The sequence below is a fragment of the Methanosarcinales archaeon genome, from assembly GCA_014859725.1.
Taxonomy (GTDB): Archaea; Halobacteriota; Methanosarcinia; order Methanosarcinales; family Methanocomedenaceae; genus Kmv04.
The window spans coordinates 1-18,216 of sequence record JACUTQ010000003.1; the positions used below are offsets into that span (position 1 = coordinate 1).

The window sequence follows — 18,216 nt, forward strand, 5'->3', positions numbered from 1 at the left end:
CTCCAATGTCCTGTTTGATTTCATTCTCTTTTACGCTTCAAGGCACGCCAGTCAATGACCCCGGACCAGAGGTCCGAGGCCTGTATATAGCGTTTTTTCAGGATTCTCTCCTAATATTCTCATATATATTCCATGCCGGCTCAACCACATCCCAGCCAGCGCCTACAGAAACGTGGTAGCAACCTGGAGCCCGTAGATGATCTCTAAACCATTTCTCAAGTGGGGAAATTCTGAGCACCCTGCTACTTACCTTTTATCAACTTTGATATATAACTTACGGAATATTGGGGCTGTAAAAAAGTTTGGTGTTAGCATTACATACCAACCCGACCAAATCTTTGCGGTCTTTGCGCCCTTTGCGGTTACAGAAAAAAAAAACCACCGCAAAGACCACGAAGTACGCAAAGTTAAAAAGGTCAGAATATTACTAAAGAACCGACTTTTTAACAGATTTTAAAAACAAACATTTACTTATATAAACATCATAATTCGCACATCACAACCTTTTGCGTATCAGGTGAAATAATGAGTCCGAGTGAGGAAATTCAAAAAAAAATCCAGGAGACAAATGTAAAGTTCATACGATTGCAGTTCGTGGATATTCAGGGTATTGTCAAGAATGTAGCCATACCAATATCCCAGATAGAAAAGGCCGTCAATCAAGGCATATCCTTTGACGGCTCCTCTATAGAAGGATTTGTCAGAATTGAAGAATCCGATATGGTACTAAAACCCAATATCAACACTTTCCAGTTACTTCCATGGCGTAAGAATGGCAGTGTTGCCAGAATGGTCTGTGATGTTTATAAACCGGACGGAACACCTTTCGAAGGTGACCCCAGGTTTGTGTTAAGGCGCGCCATAGCAGAAGCGGCATCCATGGGATTTGAAATGAATACCGGACCCGAACTGGAATTCTTCCTTTTCGAGAAAAAAGACGGTCGCCCCACCACCACTCCCCACGATTCAGCCGGATATTTTGACTTCGGTCCTGTGGACCTGGCTGAAGATATCAGGCGGGAAATCGTGATTGCTTTGGAAGGCATGGGATTTGAGATAGAAGCCTCCCACCATGAAGTAGCCTCAGGCCAGCATGAGATCGATTTCAAATACGGTGATTCGCTTACTACTGCCGATAATGTTGTCACATTCAAATATGTAACCAGGACCATTGCTAATAATATGGGACTGCATGCAACCTTTATGCCAAAGCCCCTGTTTGGTGAGAACGGTAGCGGTATGCATACCAACATCTCACTATTCAAGGAAGGTGCAAATGCTTTTTATGACCCTGATAATGAATACGGGATCAGCGACACATTGAAATATTTCATTGGTGGAGTACTTAAACATATCAAAGCAATCACTGCTATTTCCAATCCCACAGTCAATTCGTATAAGAGATTGGTTCCGGGTTATGAAGCCCCTGTATATATTTCATGGTCGGGTGCCAACAGGACATCACTTATCAGAATACCGGCTGCCCGTGGATCAAGTACTAGGACAGAGCTGCGCAGTCCGGATCCCTCATGCAATCCTTATTTGACCTTTGCTGTATTACTTATGGCAGGACTTGAAGGTATCAAAAATAAGATAGACCCTGGAGAGCCGGCAAATGAAAATATCTTTGAAATGACACCCGAGGGTCGCCTGGAACGGGGCATAGATTATCTTCCAATCAATCTGAGGGATGCGCTGGATGAACTGGAAAAGGATGAATTTATTAAAGATGCCCTGGGACCACATGTATTTAAGGACTTCATGAGGATGGGCAGGGCCGAATGGGATGCTTATAGGATTCAGGTACACGACTGGGAGATCCAGCGCTACATTAACATCATGTAAGATAGGTGAATTTTCGTGATCTCTTCAAACACTGACCCACAGGTACAACGAAAATTAATGGAGATCCTTAGGATCATCAATGAAAGCGATGGTCCCATAGGTGCCCGTATCATTGCTGATAAGATGAGAGAACGAGGATATCAGATAGGAGAAAGAGGGGTCAGGTACCACCTCAGGATCCTGGATGAGCGGGGACTTACCTCAAGGGAAGGTTATTCGGGCCGTATTCTTACAGAATTGGGTCTAACTGAGCTGGAAGACGGTCTGATCGGACACAGGGTTGGATTTATTACTACCAATATCGATGAACTGGTCTATAAAACTGACATTGATATAGAGACTGGTAAAGGTAATGTAATTGTTAACACTGCATTGTTAGATAAGGACTTTTTTGAGCAAGCAATCGAGATTATTGCGTCGTTATGTGACAGTCCGTACTCTATAAGTCCTTATGTTAAGATAATGGAAGAAGACAATTATGAATTCAGGGTGCCTGAAGGCATGGTTGGGATCGCCAATGTTTGCAGTATCACCATTGACGGGATACTGGCTAAAAAAGGGCTCCCTGTAAATACAAAATGCGGGGGGCTAGTCCAGGTAAGAGCAGGTATCCCAACTTCCTTTACTGATATCATAATGTATGAAGGGACTACCATCGATCCCATGAGGATTTTCATGGCCCGTAATATGACCTCGGTATTGGAAACAATGCAAACAGGAAATGGAAAAATCTTAGCAAATGTTAGAGAAATTCCTATGTCAGCAAAAGATTATGCAATAGATATTCTGGAAAAGGCAAAAGAGATTGATATCAATGGTCTGATCAAGTTAGGAGAACCAGGGAAGTCTATTCTCAGGGCACCTATTAATCCGGGAAAGATAGGATTATCCATATATGCGGGTATCAATAGTCTGGCAGCTGTACAGGAGAGTGGAATTGATATATCTGTCCATCCAATTTCAAGTATTATGAATTATAAGGATATGAAAAAATTATAGGTTCTATGGAAATATATGAAACCACAGATGCTGATTTTGAAAAACTAAAAGAATTCATGGAATTAGTGGATTCTGAATTTTTTCCACCATTATCCAGTCGGCCTGGAGGTATTAACGGCCGCATTTCTGGCAATCTTGCAAGGCACCATCTTATTGCTGAGATAGAGGGCAGAGTAGCTGGAGTAATAGGATATCGGAAGAACTGGAATGGAACTGGAGAAGCATATGTCTCATTTATCGCGGTCCATCCTGAATACCGGAGAAAAAGGATCGCTTGTTCCCTGGATACTGCATTGATGCAAAAGCTATCTGTTGATGGGATATCATATCTTCCGGATCCTGGAAGATGACAGAGGTGTGGGTGTGGATACTATATATTTTAAAAAAACTATTGAATGTTGACAATTAATTTCTTAAAATATTGTGAGCGGGTTGGGGAGTGGGGGGTTGTTTATAAAAGAATTGAACCCGCTCAATATTCTAACATAATGACCTTCTATAAATATGTTTCCATTATTCAACATCAGTTGCCCCTTTATTTCAACTGGAGGATTAATTAATTTATGAGGTTTGAACAATAATCCAGATCAAGAATTTTAACCGCATGAATGGTCTAATGTGCAAAACCATTATATTTGATTAAATATTACAATAGAGAAATCGGAGTAACACATTTTAATAAAATAGTGTTACGGTTATAAAAATAATTTTATGAGGAGATCATATGACTGGAAAAATCGGAATACTGGCACTGGGACACGGAAGCAAGCTCCCGCATAATAAAGAGGTTGTGACTGGAGTCGCTAACCTGATAGCTGAAAAATATGAAACTGCTGTGGTAAGGACCGGGTTCATGAACATGAACAATCCAACCATGGATGAAGGATTGAAAGCTTTTGAGGGCACAGGTGTAACCACTATTGTGGCAGTCCCCATATTTTTGGCTCACGGAGTACACACCACTGAAGACATTCCCCAGATACTGGGTATCAGCCGGGAAGACCGCAAGACTACCATCCAGCTAAACGGGAATAACGTCACATTAGTTTATGCCGAACCCCTGGGCGCCGATCCTTTGATTGCGGATCTGGCTTATAAGAGGGTCTTGGAAGCATTGAATTAAATTCGCTTATGCTGTTCGAAAATCAAGATGTAACTGTTGTGGATTTGACCCACGGCGGCATTCCCCTGGCCCTGAATATCGCACAATTTGCCCGTGGTGTTACTGGTATAGACGTATACGGCACCGTGGATAGCGTAGTCCTTACAGGGCTTGAAAAGGACGGCATCGAAATTTCCAAGACAATTCAAAGTGATACCGACCTGATAGTGGCACCCGTACACCTGGACCCGGACTTATTACCTGACAGTAATAGCAATGAAATAATTACCCATCACAGAGCAGTAGGCGAGATTCTATTGAATACTGATATGGGAGCAAAAGTCATCGAGATCACAGGGACAGGCGCCAAAACAAGCACTGCTACATTACTGGCAGACATGATGTCCCGACAGATGTCTGTGATATCCCACACAAGCCGGGGGGTGGAACAATGGCAAAATGGAGCACCAGAAATGGTGCATCACGGCCTGAGCATTGCCCCGGGCAGTATACTTGAAGCATTGGAATACACACGAGGCATCAATCCTGATCTATATATTTTCGAGATTTCGCTGGGAGGAACGGGAGCTGCTGATCTGGGAATAATTACTAGCCTGGATAATGAATATACCATAGCTGGCGGCAGCAGGTCATCATCTATGGCAAAAAAACAGATCATTGATTATGCAAAGCAGGGCAGTACACTGCTGATAAATGCAAATGCGGGTGAAATTGATCTGCCAAACAACATAAAATCAGTAAGTTTTAGCGATACCTCAAAAGATGCTGAATTTTCGATTGATAATTCCAAAAGTGACTGGATTATTCGTTTCAGCAAACAGACCTTCAGGTTTGCCCCAAATACCGGTTATGATCCAAATGCATATACAACCGCTATTATTTGCGCAACAGCCGCATCCACACTGATGGGGGTGAGTCCTGAAACAATTGAATCGACCCTATCTGAATTCCATGGAGTCAATGGCAGGATGCAGGTTGTGAAGCACTCAGGCCGGATAATGCTTGATAATTCCAACTCTGGTATGAATCCAGCATCATTAGAGCATGCCCTGGAATATTCCCGCAATATTTCAGAAAATAACAGCAAGCGTGTATATATTATAGGTGAGGAAGCAGAGCAGGTATGCGAAGGTCTTGACCCCGAAGCTGTCAATACTTTTGTCAGTGAACACGACCGGGAACTTGATAATATCATTCTGGTGGGGGAGCGCATGCATGCCATTACCGGAGATAATATTCAACATGCCGGTAGCCTTAAAGATGCTATTGGAATCGCAGAATCACTGACTTTGAAAAACGACATGATAATCTCATGTGTTAAATGTTTCAGATAAATCGGAGGATAATAGAATGAGCCCAGTACCTTTACAAAAAGAACCCACGATCATACATCCCAGACCCAGTTCCATTGTAGCTGCCCTTTACACACTTCGGGACCTTGATGTGGACGTGGTCATCCTGCACGGCCCTCCGGGATGCAGTTTCAAACATGCCAGGTTACTGGAAGAGGATGGGCTGCGTGTAGTTACTACTGCCCTGGACGAATCGGGTTTCGTGTTCGGAGGACACGACCAGCTGGTTAAGCTGCTTGAAAAAGTCATTGAGAAATTCGATCCTAAAAGGATCGGGATCGTAGGAACCTGTGCCAGCATGATCATTGGTGAGGAACTGCACGAAGCTGTTCTGGAGGTAAATCCCGATGTACCTGTTATTGAAGTTGAGGTCCACGCAGGTTACCCCAACAATACCAAAGGTGTTATCATTACACTGGAATCGGCATTGTCTGCCGGTATCTTGAGCGAGGAAGAATTCCAGCGCCAGAAGGTTCTGCTTGAAAAGGCCACTGAAGTGGAAAAACGCCACGGTGCGGCTTCCAAAGAGTATCTGGAACCCAGCCGGGGTGATACCAAATACACAGTGGCGAAAAGGATTATAGAGTTATTAAAGGCAGGCAAGAAAGGTCTCAACATCCTGAATGCCAAAAAGGAGACGGGTTACATGTTCGCTGATATCAATGCGGCTGTGAACCAGGTGGCAAAGGAACTTGGCTCCACATCTGAAATTATCAATATGGCAAACCTTGATGAGAACCTGGGACTTGACAGGGTAAAATCCCATGCCAGAAACATTAATCGTGATCTTCAGAAAATGGGCATTGAGGTACACGAGATTATCGGCGGGCTGGATGAATACCCTGTTGCAGGAGAGCTGGTCAACCGGCTCATAGCTGAGAAATATTCAGATTTTGATTTTGCAGTGATAACAGGTGTGCCCCATGCCATTCCAATGGACAACCTTCAGGGCATGGAGGTTATCTCAGTGACCAATGGTCCCAGGCAGGTACTGCCGTTAAAGGAGATGGGGCATGAATATGTGGTGGTTGAGATAGACCTCCATCCCAAGACTCTTGGTGTTAGCAGCATCGTGGAATCCGAGTTCGGGGCAACTCTGCGGGAGTTGGCACGGGAGGAGGGGACATGAAACAGATCGCTATTTATGGAAAAGGGGGGATCGGGAAGAGCAGTACAGCATCCAATGTTGCAGCTGCCTGTGCTGATGAAGGATACAAGGTCACGATTGTCGGCTGCGATCCAAAAAGCGATTCCTCAATTACACTACTGAGAGGCGAGCGCATCCCTACGGTTATGGAACTGATGCAGCAGGGATTTGAAATCTCAGAAGAAGATGTTGTATTTGAAGGTTACAAAGGAGTTAAATGTGTGGAAGTCGGGGGGCCTGAACCCGGGATAGGCTGTGCTGGCCGGGGGATTATCGTGGCTATTAAAATGCTGCAGAAAAAATCCTCTGTAATGGCGGACAGTGACCTTATCATATATGATGTTCCAGGGGATATTGTGTGCGGGGGGTTCGCTGCCCCGATCAGGAAAGGGCTGGTCAATGATACGTATGTTCTGACATCTGGCGAATATATGCCATTATATGCGGCAAATAATATCTGCAAGGGTTTTTCCCGTCTCGGTAACCATTTGAACGGCGTGATCTGCAACAGTCGAAATGCTGAGAACGAAGAAGCCATTGTCAAAGCCTTTGCTCAGGAATTGGGCAGCGAGCTGCTGGCTTTTATACCCAAGGACCCCATTGTCCAGACCTGTGAGCGGGCGGGATATTCTGTGATTGAAAAGCAACCTGACAGTGAGATCGCTGGAGTGTATCGCAAACTTGCCAGGTCGATAATGGATGGGATTTCATCCTGCAAACCCCAACCTTTGACAGATGCCAGATTGCGGGAGTTAACAGGATAAGGGTATATTTTTTCACAAGTTTTTTAACGTAAGGACATCCTCTTTCAACTGGGTAAACTGAATGAAAGAAGATATATATGATGTTGATTTTCCCTGCAAACGGCTCAGGGTCATTCTTGAACAGATCGTCCCTGATATTGTAGCACGCTGGAAATCCCAGAAATTGGATCGGGATGAAATAAGAAAGAACCTTGGAAACAGACGCCGCAGGGCGTATGAATTGCTGGAAAAATGCCCGTCAGAAAAATATACTCCTGAAATTATTGAAGAAAAATTCAAATGGGCTTATAAAGAATTGAAAATGGAGTATCCTCATTGACGTTCATTTACAGTAATATTTATTTAACTTATCCTCTTATCTGAAGCGGTGATTGATTGGCAAGTGTAAAACGGGCACTAATAAGTGTATCAGATAAGACAGGAATAGTCAATTTTGCAAAAACTCTTGCTGATATGGGTGTCGAGATAATCTCAACCGGAGGTACAGCAAAAACCTTACGAGCAGCCGGGATATCTGTACGGGATGTTTCAGAGGTCACTGGTTTTCCAGAGATGATGGACGGCAGGGTCAAGACCTTGCATCCAAAAATTCATGGAGGATTACTATGTCTTCGGGATAACATAGACCACATGAGCCAGATTCAAAAACATGATACCAGACTTATCGATCTTGTAGCAGTAAACCTGTATCCTTTCAGGGAAACCGTGGCAAAACAGGATGTCACCCTGGAAGAGGCAATTGAAAATATCGATATTGGCGGACCTACCCTTGTCAGGGCATCGGCAAAGAATTACAGGCATGTGGTCATAATCACAGACCCTGCGGACTATTCGTCTATCAGTGCAGAATTACAGGAAGAAGGGGAGGTGTCACTTGCCAGCAAGGAAAAGCTTGCTGTTAAGGCCTTCGGGCATACTGCAGATTATGATTCAGCCATTGATACATACCTCAGCCATCAACTGGCCAATGAGGATATTTTAAGGCTCAAATTTGTGGAAGGCAAGACACTTCGCTATGGTGAGAACTGGCACCAATGGGCAAAATTCTATAAAGAGACCGGAGTGGACGGACCCAGCCTTTCAAAGATCGTCCAGCATAACGGCAAAGAGATGTCATATAACAATTACGTTGATACTGACAATGCGCTGCAAACCATTCTGGAATTTGGTGACAAAACGGCAGCATGCGTGGTCAAACACAACAACCCATGTGGGTTGGCAACTGGTAGAACGTTAAGGGATGCACTGGCTGCTGCCTGGGATGGGGATCCCATTTCGGCCTTTGGCAGTATCATATGTTTCAATAAAACTGTTGATATTGATACTGCCCAGTTTACGAAAGGGAAATTTGTGGAGGTAATCCTGGCTCCCGGATATGAACCGGATGCCCTGGAATTTTTAAAGAAAAAAAGCAAGGACCTGCGAATCCTGGAGCTGCCTGAGATGGTTGAGGAGATTGAGATTGAGAGTAGATTTACCAACATCGTAGGAGGAATGCTCCAGCAGTCAAGGGATGTTGGTGTGTTCGAGAAATGGGATGTGGTTACGGATACGACATTCCCTGAATCCAAAAGAGAACTGGCTGAGTTCTCAATGACAGCCTGCAAAAGGACAAAATCCAATTCAGTTATCATTGCCTGGGAATATGTACCAGGGAGCTTCATGGTTCTGGGTATGGGGGCAGGTCAGCCCAATAGGGTTGATTCTATACGCAAACTGGCAGTGACAAAGGCCAGGGAGAATCTTGAGGTCATATATGAGCGGCAAAAGCCTGGAATATCTTTTGACCGGTATGTGAGGGATGTGATGTCTGAATCCGTACTGTCATCTGATGCTTTCTTCCCATTTGACGATAGTATTATACATTCTGCAGAGCATTACATCAGGTATATCGTGTCTCCTGGAGGTAGTATCAGGGATAATGAGGTAATTGCCACTGCAAACAGGCTGGGAGTTTCACTGGTATTTACAGGTATGCGACATTTCAATCATTGATATTTGAGGAGAACAACATGGAAAGAGATGATAATTCAACAAAATATATTATTGCGTTTATAATATTAGCTGCCATGGTAGTGGCAATGATATATCTAGGCAATACTGGTAATAGTGGAAAAGTGGAAGTAGGAGATACAGTGTTTGTCAATTATGTTGGCAAGGAATTAAATGGCGAGATATTTGATACCTCACTGGAAGATGTGGCAATCGGGGCAGGTATCCAGCAGCCAGATCGACCTTATCAACCATTACAATTCCTGGTTGGGGCAGGTAGGCTTATTGAAGGTTTTGATAGTGGTGTCCTGGGTATGAAAGTGGGTGAAAAAAAGACAATTAACATCCCACCTGAAGAAGGATATGGGGACATTGATTCTTCAAAGATCCAGGTAATTCCATTAATTGATGAGATTCCTTTAATACAGGATATCCCGTTCCCCGAAACAATTGAGTTAGAGCTATTCAAGTTCAACCAGACCTTTGGCACCGGTTATATTGTGGGTGATTCAGTACAGCTACCTGATACTACCATTGATTTAACCATCAAAGAAATCGGTGAGACTGTAAATCTTAGCCGCGATCTGAAAGTGGGAGATACCTACGATCCTGGTGAGGGGTCACCCTGGAATGAGACTGTGACGGCTATGAATGAAACACATTTGACAGTGAAGCATAATGCGCAAGTAGGTGATGTGCTTCAATTAGCCCCATGGAACAGCACGGTGATCGATGTGGATGAGACTAATATCACAGTCCGGCACAATCCTATCCCCGATACCACAGTGGATACATATTCAGGATCTTTTAATATACATTTCAATGAGACTGCGATTACTCTGGACAATAACCACTTTCTAGCAGGAAAAACCCTGGTATTTGATATTGAAATCGTGGATATTGTAAAACCAAATAATAACTGAGCCCTTATTTTTCCGGGCTCTTATTTTTTTTATATTTTGGCAAAGTGACTTCTTCCATCTGATATGATTTTCATCTGTCTGGAAATCTCAAAAGTATCTGATCTGATACCTATATCCCTGCTCCACCAAAAATAACTGACGATTGGTCCCGAAGGTTTGTTCAATGGTACCCTTTGATACCAGTGTGTAGAAATGAGATGTTTGCTCTTTGGGTCGAAGAATGCGCCCTAATCGTTGTGCTTCCTCCTGACGCGAACCAAATGTACCTGAGACTTGAATCATGACGCTGGCATCAGGCAGATCTACGGCAAAATTTGCGACCTTGGATACCACAAGTATATTTATGCCTCCTTTTCTGAACTCATCATAAAGTTTCTCTCTCTCATCATGCCTGGTCTTACCTGTGATAATTGGCAGCCTCAATGATATGGCAAGCTTTTCTAACTGCGAAATGAATTGACCAATGATCAGGATGCTCTCACCTGCGTGGTTTTCCAACAGTTCACAAACAAGCTCTTTTTTACGCTGGTTCTCCGCAGCGATGCGAAACTTAGCGCGTTTATCAGCATGAGCGTACTTAAGCTCTTCTTCAGACGATAGAGGAACGCGATACTCGGTACAGATGGCTTTAGCGATATAGCCGCGACTCTCAAGCGTCTTCCATGGAACATCATATCGCTTAGGACCTATCAGTGCAAAGACATCATCCTCTTTACCATCTTCTCGCACCAAAGTTGCAGTCAGTCCAAGTCGCCGTCTGGCTTGAATTGCCGTTGTTGCACGAAATACCGGAGCCGGGAGCATGTGTACCTCGTCATATATAATAAGCCCCCAGTTATGCTCAGTAAAGATGTTCAGGTTATGCAACGGTTCGTCCTTTGTGCGGCGATATGTCAACATCTGATATGTGGTGATCGTAATTGGCTTGATCTCTTTAACACGTCCTGTAAACTCGCCAATGTCTGTTTCTTCGGTGTGAGTCTTGGAGAGAATTTCATCGCGCCATTGCCGAACCGAGACATTATTGGTGGCGATGATCAAAGTGTGGCTTGATATCTGAACCATAGTTCCAAGTCCTATAATCGTCTTACCTGAACCGCAGGGAAGAACAATCACTCCACTACCCCCCGTCTTCTGTCCTGCACAGTAAAATACATCTACGGCATCTTTTTGATAATCGCGCAACTGAAATGACTTACCTTCAAGGTCAATGCTGCGCAAAGTGAGATCGAACCGTTCTCCATCCAGATATCCGCACAAATCTTTGACAGGGTAGCCTGCCTTTATCAATGCGTGCTTAAGATCACCGCGTCTGACTTGCGGTATGAAAAGTCCAGGGAGACCGTCATTATCAACCCAAAACTGTTCTAATGACTTATTGTTACGGATTCGTTCCAGAATACGGAAATCTTTCACTTCAAGCTCTAAGCAATCATGTGCGGCTTTCTGTAACACCAGCTTGCCATAGGTCTCATACCACTCCCTAATATCGACAATGACATTTGATGGAATGCCGTAACGCGAGAAGTCTTCAAGACCTTCGACAATCTCTTTAAAAGGCACACCTAATGCTGCTGCATTCCAGAGCGACAATGGCGTGACCCTGTAGGTGTGGATAAACTCGGGTGATTTTACCAGCTCGGTAAAAAGAGCTAAAAAGTCCCGACATTCTACGTACCCGGGGTGTTCAACCTCAAGCATTAACGTGCGATCGCTCTGGATGATGAGTGGCTTTTGTGATCTCATGCAATATCCTCGATCTGGATGGTATAATCTTGTTTAAGTGCCTTAATGATTTTCTTTGCCTCTGATTCGTAATGCCTGGCAAAGGAGAGTGTCAATTTGCCCCAATCTGCAGCAACAGGGCATCTGGCAGCTATAAGTCCTTTGCGGAATTCTTCCATCAACTCTTTTGCTGGAAAGTGAAATGTGATCTGGACTTCCCGTTTTATTGTCCCAGGCTTCTTTGCTTTTGCTCCTGCTTTTGATTTTGAAACGCTTGAACCTCGTTTGGGAAAGACTGTGTGTGCACCGTCTGGAAGAGGCGTAAGTGCTGATGAGCGATGTTTTATGTGAAGAGGGATCAACTCCTTCTGCTCAAGATGTGTGAACAACCTGTCAGGTGAATGCACGATTCTTATCGTCGGTGATATACATTCGATCGTGAATCGGTCGATGTCAGGGAGATCTTTATCTCCCTCAAAAAGCACACCATTCTCATAGAGAGTAAACGCTTCTGAAGCCCCAATCCACTCTTCGAGTTCGATTCGAACATTCTGTGGCAGTTCCTGATCGCTTATGTTCTCCAAAAACTTGATCACATCAAGGTCTCCTCTTTCGCTCAATTGAGTCAAAACCTTCTTTTTTCGAAGTTTTAAAATGCTTGTTTTATCCTTTGCCACAACATCTGCAAGTTTTATCAATTGCGCAAGAATCCGAACCGGATATAATTCCGATTCCACGTGCATCTCGAAATTCGGCTGCACTGTAACTCTGGGCTCTATGATCTTACCGCTCATCACGTGCAGGAACTTATCATTAACTCGAAACGCCTGAAGCTGATTTATCTCGGGCAGGTATCCCTTATACTCTGTCTTGGAATAGGCAACCTCGATATATCCTAAAATAATGGGTAATCCTTCTAGGAATCGTTCCACATATCGACCCTCCACTCGCTCAAATGCATCTGCATCACTCTCTGAGATCTGTATCTCCCTACTCCATGTGCTCTTACCCTCATGAAAATTGCCATATCGACCATTCTTTGCATCGTGTTTATGTCGATATTTGGGCTTCCCGGGGATAAGAAAGTATGGATGATGCTCTTTCAGGTATTGGATCAATGAAGAGGTAGTGTACCAAACACCAGGTGTACAGTATTGCAGAACCTCAATTAGAAATCGCCGGGCTCTGGCAAAATCCAATTCTGGCATAATACCAGTCGCTGATCCCCAGGTCGAGAATCCGGATAGCCTGCCAAGCGAACTTGTAACATAAAACTCATTGTAATCATCAAGATAATTTTTTACTAATAAATCCAGAAGCTTCTTCTCCTGCTCTATTAGTGGTAGACCAATAAACTTTTCATATATTATGGTATCGACTTCTATGTAATTGTCAGGAAATGATGGTTCACTACTTGTGTATCCTGCATATATCCCCTCAGTGTCATATTTTACGAACTTGAATAGAAGCGCTAGTTTATCGATATAATTTATCCAATTAGAAAATCCATATGATTCTACAAATTCTATTATAGAAGAATCACTCATAAGTTTTGACAATCGCTTTAAGTCAGATCGGTTCAACTCATTACTTCGGTGTAACCGTTTCACATCACGGTCTTGCACATACTCAACATAGGCATGCAGATCATGACGTATATCATTTTGGTTGGAAAAGATGCTCAGTTCGTTGATATTTGCCGGAGTTAAGTTTGGTTTTGGTTGCATCATTCATTCCTCACCTTCTTGATCACATGTCCTGACATCTCCACAAGTTTTTGTATTGCGGGAAGAAGGGCACATGGAAATGCGATATAATCATCTGGAAGCGAAACAAGGCTTTGCGAATCAGCAAATGAGTTTTCAATCTGCACCTTAAGGGTCAGATCTTTCACCCTTGCAATCATGAGGTGTTCATGAATTATCTGTTTACCCCATCTCTTTTCAGCCATCTCGATTGCGGTACGAAAATCTATTGAATTCTCTTTTAGCCACTCAAACACACTCTCTTTGCGAACTGTCGTAAGCGCATTCCCGATCTTGATGAGGCTGGCGCTCGCTCGCAGATTGGAATCATGAACATCCAGAATGGCAACCGAAGCCAGCACTTCCAGTGCAGTATATGGGATGGTCATCAGATTCAAAGCTACTGTACCGTCTGGCTCGATCTGAAGATAATGTTCAGGTGAAGATGAAGTCGTATCTTCCATGGAATCTTCAGGTAACCGGTAGTATGCCTTTCCATTTACCACAACTTTTATCAGGCAACCCCACTCCCAGCCGACCTCACATATCTTTTTACAGGGGTGATCCGCCGTCTCTCCTGTAAAGATCTTTAGCATCACAGAGAGACTATCTGCGGGCAGCCATTCATGCTCTTTTAGTTGTGAGAGTGCATAGAGTGTAACTTCAATGAGACTCATATCGTCACTCTTCGTACTGGTATCGGTTGTAACAGACGCACGCCAGCAGGCTTGCTGCCATTTCAACAGACGACTTACTCTGAACTTTTCAGCTCCAATGGACAGATTGCCATCTTCGATAGTGAGCGTGAAAGATTTTTGGTTTGATAAAGTAGATTGTTTTTGCTCCCCTCCGATAATCTCCAGTAGTTTATCACGTAGTACCTCTCTCTTGACATCCCCGGTTTTTGTAAATTTCGAAGCTTTGACAACAGGTGGAAGAAAAACTCCGAATTCCGTAGGAAAATAGAATCGCAAACGTTCCAGCTTCGTAGAGCTGAAATATGCACTCGCTTCCTTCTCTATGATAATGAGCACACCCTTTCGCACCAGATTATTCTTTACTGTTTTGAATGTTTCATTATACCGCTGGTTAAAAGTCCCGTAATAGTACCCTTTCGCAGGTTTTGCGCTGCCGTATAGTCTCTCGAAGTACTCGATACTAACTTCTTTGTTTATCTTATTGAGCAAGTGGAGGAATACAACTTCCTCATAGGTTAATGAGTTCAGTGCTTCCTTTATGCCAATCGGGGAGATGAAGAAGTTTTCAAAAATATCACGAGAAGTCGCCTCCTTGGCAGGAAAACCACGGCTTTTGCAGATTGCTTTAATATCAGAGTCATTGAGATCACTTTTGCACATCTGCTTCAACATAATTTGCATATCCATTCAATCACACCTATTTGTATATCTTAACTCCTCTGTGTCAATGATTATTTCCTTCTTTTTAGAAGCGGACCTTAATTATAATACTTACAAAAAGACTAAAAACGTTACGATTTTTTGTAACGTTCACGCTAATCTCTAAAGTCCCAATCAAGGATTTGATCAGGAAGCGTGCCAGCGCCGTAGCCGGATATGAGCATGTTATCCGATGCTAAGGGCAGGCGTCCGCAGATATGATGGCGGGCAGCGGGAGATTAATGGAACGGATGGAGGCGAGGTTTCTGCTTAAATTAACCGGCCGAATAAGAAAGAGCGATTACTCGCTCTCCCTCTTCTGAGAACGGTAGAAAATAGTAACTATAAATGGTATGAAAAATCATATTCAAATACAAAACTATAAAATAAAACAACACAAAAGATGAAATAATGTCAATATCTATCGGACTGGCTGGAAAACCCAATTCTGGAAAGAGCACTTTTTTTAAAGCTGCCACTCTAGCAGATGTGGATATAGCCAATCATCCATTTACCACAATAGATGCCAATCACGGAGTAGCATATGTTCGAGCCCTTTGTGCATGCCAGGGTTTTGGCAAACTCTGCGGGCAGTGCAAAGACGGTGCAAGATATGTGCCCGTGGAAATAATCGATGTAGCAGGACTTGTCCCGGATGCTCACAAGGGCAGAGGTCTTGGCAATGCATTCCTTGATAACCTCAGGCAGGCTAATGCCATCATCCATGTGATAGATGCTTCGGGTGGAACAGACATCGAAGGAAATCCTGTCGGGATAGGTCAGCATGACCCGTTAGAGGATATCGAATTTCTGGAATACGAGATCACAATGTGGATGTTCAGTATCCTGAAGCGCAACTGGGATCGCCTCTCACGAAAAATACAGGCAGTGGGTCTGAAGATCGAACAGGTCATATCTGATCAACTGCAGGGGGCTGGTGTCAGTGTTGTCCATGCAAGGAGAGCTTTACAAAAGACCAATCTTGCATCAGAAAATCCTGCCACATGGACCGATGACCAGATGATAGCATTGTCAGACGTCATCAGGCTGGAAAGCAAACCACTGATCATAGCTGCAAACAAGATGGATATTGCACCCCCCGAATTAATTGAGCGTTTAAGATCGGCAGACAGGATAGTAGTTCCAACATCAGCGGCAGCTGAATTGGCACTTCGAATGGCGGAAAAAAGCGGTGCAATAGACTACCGTCCAGGTGATAAGGAATTCAAGATCACTGGAGAATTGTCTGAACAGCAAAAGAGTGGATTGGATAAGATCAAGATGCTCCTGGATGAAAATGGTGGAACAGGTATTCAGGAATGTATTAATACTGCAGTCCTGAAACTGCTGGACCAGATCGTGCTATATCCTGTAGAGGATGAGAATAAATACACTGATAAGAATGGAAAAATGCTACCCGATGCATATTTGATGAAACAGGGTTCCTCGCCCCACGACCTTGCTTACATGGTGCATACAGATATTGGTGAAGGTTTCTTATATGCTGTGAATGCCAAGACCAAAATGCGTCTCGGTGAAAAACATGAAGTGGAAGATGGCGATGTTATAAAGATCGTCTCTACAAAATAATAAAGCATCATCATCACCTGATTTTTATTCATAATAATAAAAAACAAGATGCTGCAGATAAATATTTATTCAGATTAATCCATCTCCATATCTTCGACCATGTTCTCATCTATTAGTTTCTCGATCCTCTGCCTGGCATGTTCAAGTTTAGAAGAGCAAAGCCTGGTCAATGAAATACCCCGCTCGAACAGTTCGAGGTTCTCATCAAGAGATAGATCACCGGTCTCGATCTTTTTTACGATCTCTTCAAGTTCTGCCAGGGCTGTTTCAAAATTATTATCATCCTGAATGTCCTTATTCTCCTTTGTCAAATATCTTCCTCCCTTTGTAAAACTTTACTTTTTATTTTCCCATCAATAAGTCGTATCTCCAGCGCATCTCCCTTGTTAACCTGGTTAATACTCTTTACCACCTTTTTATCCACCATGGTGATACTATAACCCCTTTTGAGTGTATTTAGAGGACTTATAGCATTGAGCCGTCCTACAGAAGATTCAAGCATTTTTTTATGTTTATCAATATCGTGTTCTGCAATTTGCCTCATACGCAGCCCAAGTTCGTCCACACGCTGGACGTGTTGGTTCAAATTACTGATAAATCCGGAGCCGTTTACAATTTTTTCGAGATGCATAAGATGATTAGTGTGATAATCTATAATATTTCCAAAAGATGATATCAAACGTGACCAGTTGGTATCGATATGTTTTTTCACATCTTCCCTGTCAGGCACCACCAGTTCTGCAGCAGCCGATGGCGTAGGTGCTCGTACATCTGCTATAAGATCGGTTATGGTAAAATCTGTCTCGTGTCCAATAGAACTAACAACCGGGATATTGGAATTGAAGATAGCCATGGCCACTTCCTCGCTATTGAAAGGCCACAGGTCTTCCAGAGCCCCTCCTCCCCTTGCAAGGATAATAACATCCACATCTGTTAGGTTCAGGCGCTTAATTGAGTTCACAATACTCTTGATGGCATTTTCACCCTGTACTACAGTGGGTGAGAGCAGAATATCCACCGGAAATCTTCTCTTGCTGACATTTATGATATCATGCAGCACAGCCCCTGTAGGTGATGTTGCTACGCCGATGCGTCTGGGAAAAACAGGAAGGGGTTTTTTATGTGCTTCATCAAACAGACCCTGGGCTGCCAGTCTTTTTTTCAGGATCTCAAGTGCCTTATGCAGCTCACCCACACCATCGGGTTTTAGGGCAGTCGCCACAAGCTGGTAGTAACCCCTCACCTCGTATACATCGATGTCACCGAATGCCAGTATTTTCATACCAGCTTCAGGTACAAATGCAAGATTCCGGCATGAGCTCTTGAACATCACGCAGCTGAGCTGCGAATTGGCATCTTTCAAAGTGAAATATTTATGTCCGGACCCATGATTGGTAAGATTGGATATCTCTCCCCTCACCCACACACTATGAAGCAGGGGGTCATTATTGATAACGTCGTGCACATAATGATTGAGTTCAACGACAGAGTAAACAAAGGTTTTATCTTTGGTCTTATCTGTAGTTTTATCTATACCAGATTGAAAATCAAACAGGTTCACAACAATATATTAGAATAGTATAGCATGATACTTTTCATAGGGGACTGAAAGTA

The 18,216-nt window shown here is 43.4% G+C and carries 16 protein-coding genes; 11 read left to right on the top strand and 5 right to left on the bottom strand.

Features of this window, described 5'->3' with window-relative positions; all coding sequences use genetic code 11:
- The first annotated feature begins 525 nt into the window (after window positions 1-525).
- The 10 genes from glnA to IBX40_00575 all read left to right on the top strand — a co-directional run bounded on the left by glnA (window position 526) and on the right by IBX40_00575 (window position 10,145).
- Complete coding sequence (glnA, locus tag IBX40_00530) at window positions 526-1,845, top strand: type I glutamate--ammonia ligase (protein MBE0522814.1); 1,320 nt, start codon at window positions 526-528, stop codon at window positions 1,843-1,845.
- Between the two features lie 57 nt (window positions 1,846-1,902).
- Window positions 1,903-2,844, top strand: a complete 942-nt coding sequence (locus IBX40_00535; protein MBE0522815.1) for a DUF128 domain-containing protein — start codon at window positions 1,903-1,905, stop codon at window positions 2,842-2,844.
- A gap of 5 nt (window positions 2,845-2,849) precedes the next feature.
- The gene (locus IBX40_00540; GenBank protein ID MBE0522816.1) at window positions 2,850-3,194 is read left to right on the top strand and encodes a GNAT family N-acetyltransferase; all 345 of its coding nucleotides are present in this window, start codon (window positions 2,850-2,852) and stop codon (window positions 3,192-3,194) included.
- A 374-nt stretch (window positions 3,195-3,568) separates the two neighbouring features.
- Window positions 3,569-3,967 carry a sirohydrochlorin nickelochelatase gene (cfbA, locus tag IBX40_00545; GenBank protein MBE0522817.1) on the top strand — a complete coding sequence of 133 codons (399 nt, stop codon included), beginning with the start codon at window positions 3,569-3,571 and terminating at the stop codon, window positions 3,965-3,967.
- A gap of 8 nt (window positions 3,968-3,975) precedes the next feature.
- The gene (gene cfbE, locus IBX40_00550; protein ID MBE0522818.1) at window positions 3,976-5,301 is read left to right on the top strand and encodes a coenzyme F430 synthase; all 1,326 of its coding nucleotides are present in this window, start codon (window positions 3,976-3,978) and stop codon (window positions 5,299-5,301) included.
- A 16-nt stretch (window positions 5,302-5,317) separates the two neighbouring features.
- Window positions 5,318-6,448 carry a Ni-sirohydrochlorin a,c-diamide reductive cyclase catalytic subunit gene (cfbD, locus tag IBX40_00555; GenBank protein MBE0522819.1) on the top strand — a complete coding sequence of 377 codons (1,131 nt, stop codon included), beginning with the start codon at window positions 5,318-5,320 and terminating at the stop codon, window positions 6,446-6,448.
- Window positions 6,445-7,230 carry a Ni-sirohydrochlorin a,c-diamide reductive cyclase ATP-dependent reductase subunit gene (gene cfbC, locus IBX40_00560; GenBank protein ID MBE0522820.1) on the top strand — a complete coding sequence of 262 codons (786 nt, stop codon included), beginning with the start codon at window positions 6,445-6,447 and terminating at the stop codon, window positions 7,228-7,230. Before cfbD ends, cfbC begins: the two co-directional genes overlap by 4 nt.
- A 61-nt stretch (window positions 7,231-7,291) precedes the next feature.
- The gene (locus IBX40_00565; protein MBE0522821.1) at window positions 7,292-7,549 is read left to right on the top strand and encodes a hypothetical protein; all 258 of its coding nucleotides are present in this window, start codon (window positions 7,292-7,294) and stop codon (window positions 7,547-7,549) included.
- 56 nt (window positions 7,550-7,605) lie between these two features.
- Window positions 7,606-9,225, top strand: coding sequence for a bifunctional phosphoribosylaminoimidazolecarboxamide formyltransferase/IMP cyclohydrolase (gene purH, locus IBX40_00570; protein MBE0522822.1), 1,620 nt, complete (start codon window positions 7,606-7,608; stop codon window positions 9,223-9,225).
- A gap of 17 nt (window positions 9,226-9,242) precedes the next feature.
- Window positions 9,243-10,145, top strand: a complete 903-nt coding sequence (locus IBX40_00575; GenBank protein MBE0522823.1) for an FKBP-type peptidyl-prolyl cis-trans isomerase — start codon at window positions 9,243-9,245, stop codon at window positions 10,143-10,145.
- An 87-nt stretch (window positions 10,146-10,232) separates the two neighbouring features.
- On the opposite strand, the gene IBX40_00580 is transcribed toward IBX40_00575, so the two are convergent.
- The 3 genes from IBX40_00580 to IBX40_00590 are packed head-to-tail and all read right to left on the bottom strand — an operon-like array spanning window position 10,233 to window position 15,000.
- Complete coding sequence (locus IBX40_00580) at window positions 10,233-11,891, bottom strand: DEAD/DEAH box helicase (GenBank protein MBE0522824.1); 1,659 nt, start codon at window positions 11,889-11,891, stop codon at window positions 10,233-10,235.
- The gene (locus IBX40_00585) at window positions 11,888-13,600 is read right to left on the bottom strand and encodes a hypothetical protein (GenBank protein ID MBE0522825.1); all 1,713 of its coding nucleotides are present in this window, start codon (window positions 13,598-13,600) and stop codon (window positions 11,888-11,890) included. The genes IBX40_00580 and IBX40_00585 overlap by 4 nt, the downstream gene beginning before the upstream one ends.
- The gene (locus IBX40_00590; GenBank protein ID MBE0522826.1) at window positions 13,597-15,000 is read right to left on the bottom strand and encodes a hypothetical protein; all 1,404 of its coding nucleotides are present in this window, start codon (window positions 14,998-15,000) and stop codon (window positions 13,597-13,599) included. The genes IBX40_00585 and IBX40_00590 overlap by 4 nt, the downstream gene beginning before the upstream one ends.
- 423 nt (window positions 15,001-15,423) lie before the next feature.
- Here IBX40_00590 and IBX40_00595 point away from each other — a divergent pair, with 423 nt between their 5' ends.
- A complete protein-coding gene (locus IBX40_00595) occupies window positions 15,424-16,602 on the top strand; it encodes a redox-regulated ATPase YchF (GenBank protein ID MBE0522827.1) in 1,179 nt (392 codons plus the stop codon).
- A gap of 74 nt (window positions 16,603-16,676) precedes the next feature.
- On the opposite strand, the gene xseB is transcribed toward IBX40_00595, so the two are convergent.
- Together xseB and xseA are read right to left on the bottom strand one after the other, a co-directional pair.
- A complete protein-coding gene (xseB, locus tag IBX40_00600) occupies window positions 16,677-16,913 on the bottom strand; it encodes an exodeoxyribonuclease VII small subunit (protein MBE0522828.1) in 237 nt (78 codons plus the stop codon).
- Window positions 16,910-18,136: an exodeoxyribonuclease VII large subunit gene (gene xseA / locus IBX40_00605; GenBank protein ID MBE0522829.1), complete on the bottom strand. Its 1,227-nt coding sequence runs from the start codon at window positions 18,134-18,136 to the stop codon at window positions 16,910-16,912. The genes xseB and xseA overlap by 4 nt, the downstream gene beginning before the upstream one ends.
- Between the last annotated feature and the right edge of the window lie 80 nt (window positions 18,137-18,216).